The sequence below is a fragment of the Lactobacillus juensis genome, from assembly GCF_036246285.1.
Lineage (GTDB): Bacteria > Bacillota > Bacilli > Lactobacillales > Lactobacillaceae > Lactobacillus > Lactobacillus juensis.
On the sequence record NZ_BTTS01000002.1, the window covers coordinates 152,356 to 165,628 of the forward strand.

The 13,273-nt window shown below is 35.9% G+C and carries 12 protein-coding genes; 11 read left to right on the forward strand and 1 reads right to left on the reverse strand.

Features of this window, described 5'->3' with window-relative positions:
- The first annotated feature begins 4 nt into the window (after nt 1-4).
- The 4 genes from AAA926_RS05035 to AAA926_RS05050 all read left to right on the forward strand — a co-directional run bounded on the left by AAA926_RS05035 (nt 5) and on the right by AAA926_RS05050 (nt 6,980).
- Nucleotides 5-871, forward strand: a complete 867-nt coding sequence (locus AAA926_RS05035; protein ID WP_198180654.1) for an alpha/beta hydrolase — start codon at nt 5-7, stop codon at nt 869-871.
- The gene (locus AAA926_RS05040) at nt 871-3,402 is read left to right on the forward strand and encodes an AAA family ATPase (protein ID WP_198180653.1); all 2,532 of its coding nucleotides are present in this window, start codon (nt 871-873) and stop codon (nt 3,400-3,402) included. The genes AAA926_RS05035 and AAA926_RS05040 overlap by 1 nt, the downstream gene beginning before the upstream one ends.
- A 206-nt stretch (nt 3,403-3,608) precedes the next feature.
- Complete coding sequence (locus tag AAA926_RS05045) at nt 3,609-5,705, forward strand: ATP-dependent Clp protease ATP-binding subunit (RefSeq protein ID WP_198180652.1); 2,097 nt, start codon at nt 3,609-3,611, stop codon at nt 5,703-5,705.
- A gap of 252 nt (nt 5,706-5,957) precedes the next feature.
- On the forward strand, nt 5,958-6,980 hold the full coding sequence (locus AAA926_RS05050) for a branched-chain amino acid aminotransferase (RefSeq protein WP_198180651.1): 1,023 nt from the start codon (nt 5,958-5,960) through the stop codon (nt 6,978-6,980).
- Nucleotides 6,981-7,082: 102 nt separating this feature from the next.
- On the opposite strand, the gene AAA926_RS05055 is transcribed toward AAA926_RS05050, so the two are convergent.
- On the reverse strand, nt 7,083-7,640 hold the full coding sequence (locus AAA926_RS05055; protein WP_198180650.1) for a TetR/AcrR family transcriptional regulator: 558 nt from the start codon (nt 7,638-7,640) through the stop codon (nt 7,083-7,085).
- 100 nt (nt 7,641-7,740) lie between these two features.
- Here AAA926_RS05055 and AAA926_RS05060 point away from each other — a divergent pair, with 100 nt between their 5' ends.
- The 7 genes from AAA926_RS05060 to AAA926_RS05090 all read left to right on the forward strand — a co-directional run bounded on the left by AAA926_RS05060 (nt 7,741) and on the right by AAA926_RS05090 (nt 13,271).
- On the forward strand, nt 7,741-8,490 hold the full coding sequence (locus AAA926_RS05060; protein ID WP_198180649.1) for a sulfite exporter TauE/SafE family protein: 750 nt from the start codon (nt 7,741-7,743) through the stop codon (nt 8,488-8,490).
- Between the two features lie 157 nt (nt 8,491-8,647).
- The gene (locus tag AAA926_RS05065; RefSeq protein WP_198180648.1) at nt 8,648-9,730 is read left to right on the forward strand and encodes an alpha/beta hydrolase; all 1,083 of its coding nucleotides are present in this window, start codon (nt 8,648-8,650) and stop codon (nt 9,728-9,730) included.
- Between the two features lie 145 nt (nt 9,731-9,875).
- Entirely contained in the window at nt 9,876-10,370 is a 495-nt protein-coding gene (locus AAA926_RS05070; protein ID WP_198180647.1) for a PTS sugar transporter subunit IIB, read from the forward strand.
- Nucleotides 10,371-10,372: 2 nt separating this feature from the next.
- A complete protein-coding gene (locus tag AAA926_RS05075) occupies nt 10,373-11,170 on the forward strand; it encodes a PTS mannose/fructose/sorbose/N-acetylgalactosamine transporter subunit IIC (protein ID WP_198180646.1) in 798 nt (265 codons plus the stop codon).
- Nucleotides 11,163-11,984, forward strand: a complete 822-nt coding sequence (locus AAA926_RS05080) for a PTS system mannose/fructose/sorbose family transporter subunit IID (RefSeq protein ID WP_198180645.1) — start codon at nt 11,163-11,165, stop codon at nt 11,982-11,984. The genes AAA926_RS05075 and AAA926_RS05080 overlap by 8 nt, the downstream gene beginning before the upstream one ends.
- A gap of 1 nt (nt 11,985) precedes the next feature.
- On the forward strand, nt 11,986-12,402 hold the full coding sequence (locus AAA926_RS05085) for a PTS sugar transporter subunit IIA (protein WP_198180644.1): 417 nt from the start codon (nt 11,986-11,988) through the stop codon (nt 12,400-12,402).
- Between the two features lie 11 nt (nt 12,403-12,413).
- Nucleotides 12,414-13,271, forward strand: coding sequence for a PRD domain-containing protein (locus AAA926_RS05090; RefSeq protein ID WP_198180643.1), 858 nt, complete (start codon nt 12,414-12,416; stop codon nt 13,269-13,271).
- Nucleotides 13,272-13,273: the final 2 nt, after the last annotated feature.

The following is a 13,273-nucleotide window of genomic DNA, read 5'->3' on the forward strand; positions in this document are numbered from 1 at the left end:
TCAGATGCGTAAAAATCCTAATTATAAATGGTTAGTTTTAGTCATAATTATTTTAATTATGCTGGCTGTTCCCAGTTTCTTTTGGATGAAAAAGGATAATAAATCAAGAGCTGAACTTAGTAAATCGCTTCTTTCGCCTGTAATAATGGTACCTGGATCTAGTGCTACAACAGAGCGCTTTAACGATTTAATCGATGAACTGAATAAAACTACTCTCAACAGACACAGCGTAATAAAAATCAAAGTTTCACGTGAAGCAAAATTAACTTACAGTGGTTCTATTGGTAAGAATGACCTCGAGCCCTTTATTATTATTGGCTTTGATAACAATAAAGACGGTTACACTAATATCAAAAAGCAAGCAAAATGGTTAAATGTTGCGTTTGAATCACTAATTCAAAATTATAAGTTTAATAATTTTAAAGCCTTTGGTCATTCTAACGGTGGTTTAATTTGGACCTACTGGCTGGAGCATTATTATTCTGAATATTCTGATAATATTAAGATAAAGAAATTAATGACTTTAGGCACTCCTTATAATTTTACGGAAAGTAATATTAATAACCGGACGCAAATGCTGGCTGATTTTATTAAAAATCGTGCAAAACTACCACCATTTTTAAAAGTTTATTCTCTTTCTGGTGGCAAAAATTATGAATCAGACGGGATAGTACCTGAAACAAGTGTCGCAGCTGGCAAATTTATTTTTCAAAATCAGGTCAAAAACTATACTGCAATAACAGTCACGGGTGAAAAAGCTGATCATTCAGACTTGCCGCAAAATAAGCAGGTAATTCAAGCAATTAGGCAATACTTGTTGAAGAAACCCAATAAGCCATTAAAGCCAATTAAAGGAAAGGATAATCATTAATGAAGTACCAAAAACAACCTAATAAAATTGAAGTTATTGGTGGTAGAGTTAATAATCTCAAAAACATTGATGTTGATATTCCACTACATAAATTCGTAGCCATCTCTGGCTTAAGCGGTTCTGGAAAATCCAGCTTAGCAATGGGTATTCTGTATTCAGAAGGTGCTAGACGTTATCTTGATTCTCTAGCAGCCTATACTAGGCGGCGCATTAGTCAAGTTGGTCGTGCACAAGTTGATGAGGTCAAACATATTCCTTCAGCTTTGGCATTAAGACAGCGACCTGCTGTTCCGGGAGTGCGCTCGACTGTTGGCACAGTAACGGAAATTTTTAATATCATACGATTAATTTTTTCCCGGTTAGGTTCACCTGTATGTCCCAATGGTCATAGGGTTCCACCAACTATTAAAATTGCGGAAGCAATGGATTTAACTGGGGAAGCAATGGGACGATTGACGTGTCCTACATGTGGAGTACAATTTTATGCTTTCAGTGCTGAAGACTTTGCGTTTAATTCAGATGGTGCGTGTCAAAAATGCCAAGGTCTAGGAACTGTCGAGCAGATTGATGATAGTAAGATTATTGCTGATGAAAATTTATCTCTTGAAAAAGGTGCGGTAGCCACTTGGCAAATTCCTGGTCGAAATTGGATGTGGCGCATTGCCCGTGAATTAGGTGTACGTACTGATATCCCATATAAAAAGTTGAATGCTAAAGAGAAAGACATTGTCCTTCATGGTAAAGAGCGAAAAGTCCCTATTGACTTGCCAACTTCAACTGGTCGAGTTTATCATCTTGATGCGCTATATGAGAATGCCTATAATGCGGTGGCTAACTCCCGTAAAACTACAAAGTCGGAGCGAGGATTGCAAAGAATTAATTCTTTTTATAAATTTAGTACCTGTTCTCGTTGCCATGGCTATCGGATTGATCCTAGTCGCTGGCAGCAGCTAGTTGCTGGCAAAAATATTGTTGAAGCTGAGAAACTGACTTTAGGTGAATTAACTCAATATATGGATGAGATTTTAGCAAGTTTGCCACAAGACATGCAAGACTTAGCAGAAAATTTAACGAGTGAGTTGTTGCATCAAGTCAAACCTCTATTAAAACTAGGACTAGATTATTTGAGCATAGACAGACAGGCAAGTAGTCTGTCTACAGGTGAACTTCAACGTATCCAGCTTGGCAGAACGCTGCGCACCGAAACTACGGGGGTACTCTATGTATTAGATGAACCATCAGTGGGCTTGCATCCTGACAATGTAGCTGGGTTGATTGATGTATTCCATGAATTGGTCAATCAAGGCAATTCTTTAGTTGTTGTTGATCATGAAACTGCCATTATTAACGCAGCTGATTGGGTAATTGAAATTGGTCCAGGTTCAGGCAGCCAAGGTGGCAGAATTATTTCCCAGGGAATACCCAAAGAGATAGAACATAATGAAAAGTCCTTAATTGGACCATATTTAACAGGTAAAGCACCATTATTTGTCAGACCCAGGGCCAATAAAGACCAGATTTTTAAACACGGCAAAGTAGAGTTTGATGTTACTGAGCGCTTTAACTTAAAAAACTTACATGTGCAAATACCTGTCAATCGCTTAACTTCTGTTACCGGTTTTTCAGGTGCTGGTAAAACTACTCTCATTCTAGATTCTTTGATTCCGGCATTGAAGGCACAAAAAAATAACAGTGAAAGACCTAAGTGGGTAAAAAACTTAGATAATGACTATATTAAAAACGTGGTTAGCGTTGACTCTACACCGGTTGGTAAAAATCAGCGCTCAACTGTTGCAACTTATACAGATATTATGGACAATTTGCGTAAACTTTTTGCCAAACAGCCTTTAGCTAAAAAGTTGAAATATCGTGCGTCACATTTTTCATATAATAATAAAGAAGGTGCATGCCCAGCATGCGGTGGCACTGGTGTGATTGCACTTGATATCCAATATTTGCCGGACATGGTTGAAACATGCTCTGTCTGTGGAGGTCATCGTTTCAATCAAAATGTCTTACAGGTAAAATGGCACAATTTAAGTATTGCTGACGTTTTGGATTACTCGGTAGATGATGCCTTAAAAGAAGAAATTTTTCAAAAAGAGCCAAAAATTAATAAAACAATTACAACATTACATGACATGGGGTTAGGTTATCTTCATCTAGGGGAGTCTACTCCAGCATTATCAGGAGGAGAAGCACAGCGGTTAAAGTTAACTAGTCACATTCATCAAAGGCAAAAAGGCACTTTATTTGTTTTTGATGAACCGACAGTGGGACTACATCCACAAGATGTGAGAACACTCTTACAAGTGTTTCAAAGATTACTCGAGCAAGAAGGAACTATTATTACTATTACGCATGACTTGGATATTATGGCTAACAGTGATTATATGATTGATATGGGACCTAGAGGAGGACAACAAGGAGGAAAAATCATTGCAAGCGGAACCCCTGTGGATATTTCTCAAAATTCTGGTAGTTTAACTGGTAAATATTTGGCAAAACAATTTAAATTATATCAAAAATAGAAAATAAAAGCCTTAAAAGTAGCGATTAATGTCACTTTTAGGGCTTTTTGACTTCTTGTGGAAAAATATCAAAATCTGTGGAAAAAGTTAGACAAAACTATTGCTTTCTGTGGATAACCTGCTATAATATTATATGTAAGCAATTAGCAGTCGAATGCATCGAGTGCTAATTACAAATTTATAACCTATCAAAGGGGTGTTTACATATGGCATATTTTGATAATGATTTTGACGATTTATTTAACGAATTAAACAATTCTTTCTTTAATAATACTAATGATAATGGTGGTGCTATTCCTATTCATTACTCAAGCAGCATGAATATTTCACCGCAAGACTTAAATCAAAACGGACAAATGGGGCAAAAGCAAGGACAAAAGCCAATTGGCGTTGATCTGGTTGAGCAGGCTAAGAAGAATAAATACGATCCTGTAATTGGGCGTGATGAACAAATTCAGGAAGTTATAGAGATTCTAAGTCGGCGCAAAAAGAACAATCCAGTTTTAGTTGGACCAGCAGGTGTAGGTAAAACTGCCATTGTAGAAGGATTAGCACAAAAAATTGCTGCAGGCGATGTGCCAGATAAAATGAAGGATAAACATATTATTGCAATCAACATTAATGATATGGTTGCCGGGTCAAGCTTGCGTGGTAGCTTTGAAGAGCGCCTGAAAAAAGTGATTGACGAAGCTAAGAAAAATCCTAATATTATCTTATTTATTGATGAATTACATAATATTGTCGGAGCAGGGTCAACTGACTCTGAAAATAACAACGGTGATGCCGCTAATATTTTGAAGCCGGCTTTAGCTAGTGGTGACTTGAACTTAATAGGTGCAACGACTACAAGTGAATACCGCAGAATTGAGAATGATGCGGCACTGGCACGTAGATTTCAACCAGTGCAAGTTCCAGAACCATCTGCGGCAGTGACTGTCAAAATTTTGGAGGGTCTCAAAGATAAGTACGAAGCTTTCCATCATGTAAAATACAATGACAGTGCTTTAAAGCTGGCTGTTGAATTATCACAGCGCTACATTCAGGGACGTTATTTACCTGACAAAGCTATTGATTTAATGGATGAAGCTGGTGCTAAAAAAGGCCTTGACACGCTTCCTAGTGATGAGGCAACTTTAAAGAAAAAGATTAAGAAACTGGAAGATGAGAAAGAAGCAGCTGCGAAAAAAGAAGATTACAGTAAAGCAAGCGAGTTGAAAAAGCAGATTGAAGATTTACGTAATCAAGCTGATCACGTAGATGCTGCTGCTACTCCTCATGTTACTGATAAAGATATCTATGCTTTAATTGAAGCTAAGACCAAAATTCCAATGAGTGAACTGCACGCAAGTGCAGGACAAAAGAATCTTGACTTGGCTGAAAAATTAAAGAAAGTAGTTATTGATCAGGATAATGCGGTTGACGTCATTACTGACGCAATTGCCCGTAAACAAGTTTTTAAAGACAATGATCGTCCTACAGGTACGTTCTTATTAACCGGACCTACTGGTGTAGGTAAGACAGAATTAGCTAAACAATTGGCCATTCAATTGTTTGGTGGTGAAAATCATCTTATTAGACTTGATATGTCAGAATATCAAGATCAGATGGCAGTGAACAAACTAATTGGTTCTGCTCCAGGTTACGTTGGCTATGGTGAGGGCGGCCAATTGACTGAAAAAGTTCGTCACCAACCATACAGTTTAATTTTGTTCGATGAAATTGAAAAAGCAAATCCGCAAGTATTTAATGCCTTGCTTCAGATCATGGATGATGGTCGTTTAACTGATGCTCAAGGCAGGACTGTTTCCTTCAAGGATACAATTTTAATCATGACTTCTAATGCGGGTTATTCTGACCAATTGCTAAAAGACGGTAAAGTAGATCATGATAAATTAATCAAAGCTTTGGAAACCTACTTCAGACCGGAATTTTTAAATAGACTTGATGCGATCGTGCCGTTTAACTCCTTAACTAAAGGTGATATGAATAAAATTATTGACATTTACTTAAGTAAAATGGCACATGTTTTAGCTAAAAAGAATGTGAAAGTTGAAGTATCTGATGAGGCTAAAGCTTATCTGGCTGAAAAAGGTTATGATAAGAAATTTGGTGCAAGACCTTTACGTAGAGTAGTTGAGCAAGACTTGGAAACACCGATTGCTAAATTATTGATGAAAGAGCCTGACACCAAAGAAGTCAAATTTACGGCAGATGACAAGCATGTTTACTTAAATGATGCTGCAATTTTAGACATTAAACCAAAAGAAAAAACTGAAAATAACGATAAAACCAAACAAGACTAATTTCAAAAAGGGATCATATCACAGATGATTCCTTTTTTTTGCTTGTAATTGTTTCATGTGAAACCTTATATATCATAATAAATTTGCATTTCTGTTTTATTAGTGGAAATTTATATTATTTTATTAAGATTATTGCAATTTTACTATTGACATCAACAAAAATATGGTTTAAATTAGGTAGCAATTAAATTATTATTAAAAAGCTAAAAATTGTTTTTTAGCTTTTGTAGTTTTGTTATAGGGGACAATCAAATGAAACAAAGAGTAGAAGACCTAGATTGGAAAAATCTGGGATTTAAGTATCGTGATCTGCCTTATCGATATGAGGCGAAATATAAAGATGGAGAATGGCAGGAAGGGAAACTGACCGAAGATTCATCAATGACCTTTTCCGAAGGTGCAGAAGTACTGCATTATGGTCAGGAAGTTTTTGAAGGACTGAAGGCTTACCGTAGAAAAGATGGTAAGATCAATCTCTTTAGACCTGATCAAAACGCTCACCGCTTTACTCTTTCAGCAAAGCGGTTAGCCATGCCACCATTTCCTGAAGATAGATTTGTTGATGCCGTAAAGCAGGTTGTTAAAGCTAACGAGGAATTTGTACCACCATATGATAGTGGCGCAACTCTTTATTTAAGACCACTTATGGTGGGAACAACTAAAGTTTTAGGCGTTGAAGCAGCCAGCGAATATACATTCCGCATTTTTGCGGTTCCAGTTGGCGCATACATTAAAGGATTGAACCCTGCAGATTACGTTGTTAGTGAATACGACCGTGCCGCATATGCTGGTACCGGTCAAGCAAAGACAGCCGGTAACTATGCCAGCAGTTTGCTTCCGACAGTTGAAGCACATAAAAACGGTTTTGCCGATAGTCTTTACTTGGATCCACGCGAACATAAATATATTGACGAATTTGGTGGTGCTAACTTCTACGGCATTACCCAAGAAGGACAGTTTGTCACGCCAAAATCACAATCGATTTTGGTTTCTATTACTAAGCGTTCACTTTTGGAAGTCGCTAAGTGGCAAGGTCTAAACCCAGTTGAACGCCAGATTACCTTGGAAGAAGCGTTCAACATGAAAGAAGCTGGTGCGATGGGTACAGCTGCTGTAATTTCTCCTGTAGGTTCCATTACCTACGAGGGTAAAAAGCATGTCATCTATAGTGAAACAGAAACTGGTCCAGTTACTAAGAAACTTTATAACGAACTGGTTGATATTCAGTATGGTAACAAGAAAGGCCCAGAAGGCTGGGTCCAAACATTGGATTAAGTTATAAATTGGGAACATAAAAGGCGAGTCTTAGGACTCGTTTTTTTTGTTCAAAATAAATTGCCACTATTCTTTATCAGTAAAGTGCTGTTTTACGATAAGTTATTCTGCAAGCTGATGCAGACTTTGTTTCAGCAGTTTACGAAAGCTTTTATCAGCTGATAACGATTTATCCGCAAACCAACCTGTTCCCACATTGACAATATCTCCTATTGCCAAATCTCTAATGCACCTGCTTGCCAATAACCGCTTTTGAGGATCTGTAAATTTCGTTCCTATTATCTGATTAAAAATGGTTTTTAACTCAGCAAAAGCGCTATTAACTTCTGGGTACTTATTAGTGCGTGGCATTTTTAAAACAAATTGAGTTAAGGGAAAATGTTTCAGTGCTGTTTCGCGAAATGCCATTGCAAAATCAATAATCGCTGTCAGGCCAGCTTTGCCAAACAAATCTTGGCGTAATTGATTTGCTAGCAATTCAACCGTCCAAGCAACTATAGCGTAGTTTAGTGCTATTTGATTGGGAAAATAATTGTATAGAGCTTGCGATTGAGTGCCAAGCTTTCTGGCAATAGCCGCAAAATTATTTTCTTTGCTATCTTCAATTAACTCAATGCTTTTTTTAATAATTATTTCCTTAGACAAAATTTGACGTGGCATTTTAAGCTCCTTACTTATTTGACTTTTACAATATGTAAATTATAATTACATATTGTAACTATACCATATAATATTATAAAAATTAAGAAGGTCAAATATCATGAAAATTTTTTTGTTGGGACTAATAGGGTTGATAATAGGAACCTTCGTTATTCTTTTTGGCGGTGGTGGAGCAGCCATTTACCTGGCAATTTTGACCGGTTTATTTGGCCTGAATGCGGCAACAGCATCTTCAACTTCCTTAGTGACAGCTTTGCCTTCATTAATTATTGGTGCAATTAGCTATTATCATCAAAAACAAATAAATACTAAAATAGGCAATCAAATGTTAATGACGGCAATTCCTGCTGTGATAATAGGCGCATTACTCTCAAAATATATTCCTGCCCAAATTTATAAATGGCTGATAGGAATCGTTTTGGTAGTTCTTGGCATTAATATGCTACTCAAGAAGAAAACGCAAACCGCCGCAACTGTTAAAAAAACGCAATATGCCAGGCTAGAAGCGGGGATGTATGGTATTTTAGGTGGCTTAATGGTTGGCGTTGCCGGCATGAGTGGTGGCGCTGTTATTATTGGCGGTTTATTTTTGCTGGGATTACAAGATTTTCAAGCTACTGCAACTTCAACTTATGTTCTGGTTTTTATGACTATCACGGGTGCGATTTTTCACATTGCTGATGGGCGAGTAGATTGGACTGCTGGTTTGCCCTTGATGATCGGTGCTATCATTGGCGCTGTTATTGCACCTAGACTTGCCCAAATTCTAGCTAAAACAAAAATCACACGCTACATGAAACCAACAATTGGTGTCTTGCTGGTATTATTAGGAGTTAAGTCATTGCTCTGAATAATTTTTTAGCAAGCGCTTTCCAAACCAAAAAAAGTATGTTAATATAATTTTGAAAATTAGTTAGGATCGTAACAGCTTAAAAACTGGCGAAACCGAAGAAGTATACAATAAGTGTATGCTTTTTCGGTTTTTTTATGCAAAAAGGGAGACTAAGATGGAAAAAAGGCAATACTCGCAATCTTTAATAACTGAATTACAAACGAAAACCTTTGAAAAAACTATTAACGGAATTAGAGAAATCGTGAAACCAGTGCCTGGTCAAAAAGGAGAAACGAGATTCAATATAGTAGATCCTCATGTTAAAAAGGTTATTCAAAAAAAGATGGATGAAGGCATAGGATCTAAACCTTTTTCACTTAATTTTGACCGTAATCGTCCAGAAAATGTTACTTATGATCTAACAACTAGTAAAGTAGTGGAAGAAGAGCAATTAGTTGAAATTAATAATGACCATTACATTGACACTTTTATTTTCAAAGCCAAAAATGCAAACCATGATAATCCAATTTTAGTTTATTTTCATGGCGGAGCTTATATGACTGGTAAAATTGAAGAATTTGGCAAGCAGATGAAGTATATTGCTGAGCAGGCGCAAACAACTGTTGTCTTTCCACATTATCGTTTAGCTCCAGAAAATCCTTATCCTGCAGCAATTAATGATGCATTAGGTATCATTAAATGGGCAACATGTAGCCATGAAAGACTTGGATCGCATAATGAAAAGCTGGTTCTAGCTGGTGACAGTGCCGGAAGTGGATTAATCAATTCTTGTATTGTTATAATGAAAGACACTTCAATTATTTCACGGGCTATAGAATTATATCCAGCTATAGACAATGATATGAAACCATACTACGATTGGGATAAATTTGATGTTTGTCCCGAAGATGAAAAGTTTGCCAAAAACCGGGTTTGCCGAATGTTAAATTCTTTAACTAGCTTTGAAAGTAATTATTTACATTATCAAATAGATCCCAGAGATGAAATAGTTGATCTTTTCAATATTAGGGATTGGAGTAAGATTCCACCGCTTACTTTTATTTTGAACCAATACGACTTGATTACGTTAGTAGCGGAAGAGTTTATCAAACAGGCTTTACAACACAATGTCGACATAAATGTTATCAAATATATGGGATGTGATCATGGTAGTTTAAACTTTTTTGGTACAGAACCACAGGCTGAAGATATGTGTATTGAAATAGCTAAAATAATAAAAAAGCGCTTGCATGATTAAAGGCAAGCTGATAATATAATAAGTATAAGTGAATAAAGGATCGTAACAGTTTAGAAACTGGCGAAACCAAAATACTGATGATGATATATTTGCAAAGTATATCATGAATCTTTATTTTGGTTTTTTGTTTTTAGGAGGAAAAAATATGGCAATTATAGGAGCAAGAATTGATAACAGGTTACTTCATGGTATTGTTGCAACTAGTTGGGCACCAGACTCTGGTGCTACAAGAGTGATGGTAATAGATGATGACGTGGCTAATGACCCACAAAAAAAGCAGGCAATGAGACTGGGAAGACCATCTAGTATGGCAGTGTCAATTATCACAAAGAAGACTGCTCTAGAAAATTTTAGTAATCACAAGTATGATCGTCAAAAGGTTTTTATCATTTCGCAAACACCTGAAGTTTTTCTCGATTTGTTAAAGCAGGGGGAAAAAATTAACAAGTTAGTTTTGGGTGGAACATTAACTTTTGATAATGCAATTAAAGTGACCAAGAGAGCATACATTAAGCCTGAACAGATTGATACTTATCAAGCAATTCTTGATAGAGGCTGCAAAATTGTCTCTCAATATGTTCCCCAGGATGACAGTGTTGATGTAGCAAAAGTTTTAAAAAGTAAGAAAGCAGGGGCATAATTATGGGTTTTACAATTTGGCAGATAATTTTAATTACTGTAATAGCTTATATTCAAAGGCTGGATCATCAGACTACTCAAATAACAGGATATAATTATATGTTTTGGTCTTGTGTTGTTGGCGCAATACTAGGAGATTTTCAAATGGGACTGGTTGTTGGTGCAACTATTCAGTTAATGTCATTGGGTGTAGCAGCTTTGGGAGGCAGTTCTACACCTGATTATGCAGTAGCTGCAATAATCTCAACAGCAGTTGCAATTGGTACAGGAAAAGGAATGGCTGCTGGGCTAGCACTGGGAGTCCCTGTAGGGATGATTTGTATTCAATTGGATGTTTTATTCAAAATTTTGAATTCGTTTATTACCAATAAAGCTCATGAACTTGCTGATAAAAGACAATACCGTAAAATGCGTCTCCTCATCCCAGTTATGACTACATTAATGCCTTTAGAATCAGCAGTACCTGTATTTATAGCAGTACTATTTGGTAAAACCGTTGTTACGAGTATTTTAAACTTCATGCCAGCCTGGTTTACGGTTGGACTGAATGTTGCCGGAGGTATGTTACCAGCAGTTGGTATGGCTATGCTTTTAACTTATATGCCACTTAAAAAATATGGCTACTGGCTTTTAGTTGGTTTTGCACTAACTGCATATCTGAAGATGCCAATTTTGGGGGTAGCATTAATTGGTGCTGCAGGTGCGATTCCAACTTTTATGAATTATGCAAAAACTAATAACAATAATAATTCAGTTACTAACGCAAATGGGTTGACACAGGAGGATATGGAAGATGAATAAAGAAATTGAAACCAAAAAGGAAGGTAGAATTTTAACCAAAAAAGATATTTGGAGAGCTATGAGAAGACATTATCTAGCGATTAGTACTTATAACTACGATAGCGGCTTTGCAGCGACTTTGGTTTGGGAACTGTTCCCAGCACTTAGTAAAATTTATCAAGATGATCCGGATGGTTTACAGGCTTCTATTGATAATCAATTTAAATTTTATAATTGCAATCCATGGATGTCTCCGATTATCACAGGAGCAACTTTAGCAATTGAAGAAAAAGGCAAAACCAAATCTTTGCAAGCAGTTCAGGATTTAAAGACTGCTTTAATGGGACCCTTTTCAGGTATCGGTGATACTTTAATTTGGGTACTGTTTCCAACTGTGTTGGGTGCCATTGCCGCTTCAATGGGTAAGCATGGTAACAGTGTTGGCATGTGGATATACTTAGCCGTTTATATTTTATTCTTTTTCTTACGTTCATTCTTATATAATGTTGGCTATGACTCTGGAACTGCTTTAATGACCAATATGAGTGATAAACTTTCTGCATTAACAGATGCTGTTTCAGTATTAGGAATTGCCGTAATCGGTGCAATTGTTCCTTCCACAATAAATTTTCAATTAGCATTGAAGTTTAGTCAGGCTGGTGTGACACTCACTGGACAACATGTTTTAGACCAATTAATGCCAGGATTATTACCAGTATTATTGACGGCTTTACTATATTGGATGCTGAAAAAAGGACGTAAAATGACCACATTAATTTTAATGGTAATTGTTATTGCCATGGTTGGTGCTGCATTAGGAATTTTAAAGGCTTAATATGAAACAAATAGTAATTATTTCACATAAAACTTTAGCAAAAGGTATGGCTGAAACGGTTAAATTTTTTGCGGGTGATATTAAAAATATCCATTATCTTTGTGCTTATGAAGATGGAAAAAATGAATTTCCAGTCCAGGAACTCACAAAATTAATAAGTAGTTTTAGTGAGCAAGATCAAGTATTTTTGTTAACCGATTTATTGGGTGGCAGCGTCAATCAAAATTGTTCACAATTGATCAAAAATGAAAATATTAATGTGATTACAGGTGTTAATTTGGCTTTAGTATTATCCATTACTCTTGATTCGAGTAAGCAGTTAAAAAAGCAAAAAATTCAAGAGCTAATAGCTCAAGCTAAAAATCAGATTGTATATATGAATGAATATAACAGTGAAAATGAATCAGATGATGAATAGGAAATAAAGTTATGGAAGTAGTAAAAGCCTTTAATAATAATGTTGTTCTGGTTAATGTCAAAAATCATCAACAAGCTATTCTTTTTGGTAAAGGTATTGGCTTCAAAAAACAACCTGGTGATCAAATTACTAAGGGCAAAGGTGTTCAGACTTTTATAAAAAATATCAAGGATCCAGGATGGCTTAATTCATTATCAAATTTACTGGAAAATGTACCACTTGAATATTTAGCAGTAGCAAAGAATATTGTTGATCATGCAGAGAAAAAACTGGGAACAAAGTTTAATCAATTTTTGATTATTAGTTTAGCCGATCATATCTATTTTGCTGTTAAAAGGAATAGTAATAACAATATTTCATCTTTGACTAGTGTCAAAAATGTTTATCCCCTTGAGTATGAGGAGGCTAAAGAAAGTGTTAAAAGAATCAATGCCACTTTTAATGTTAAATTAGCATCTGGTGAAACTAGTTTAATTGCAATTCACTTTGTTGAAAATGAAATTAGCCCTATCAATGAGGAACAGCAGACAAATAAAAATTACGTTACACTGCATTTGAGTAAAATATTGCAAATTATTATCAGGGATTTAGGCTATCCTGCTAAGCCTACAGCACTTGAGAGGCTTACGGTTCACCTAAGATTTTTGATTTCACAAATTCAAACCAATAATACATATTTAAATGATAAGTCTCAAGATAATAAACAGATTTTAGATTCTTTTTTAAAACAGTCTCCAGAATTAAAAGGAACTCTAAAAAAAATACAAGATTACTTTTTCCAGGAAATGGATTATAAATTAAATAGCAGTGAGCGTCTTTATTTAGTTATTCATTTAAAGCAAGTAGAAAATAGCTCACAAGATGAATAAAT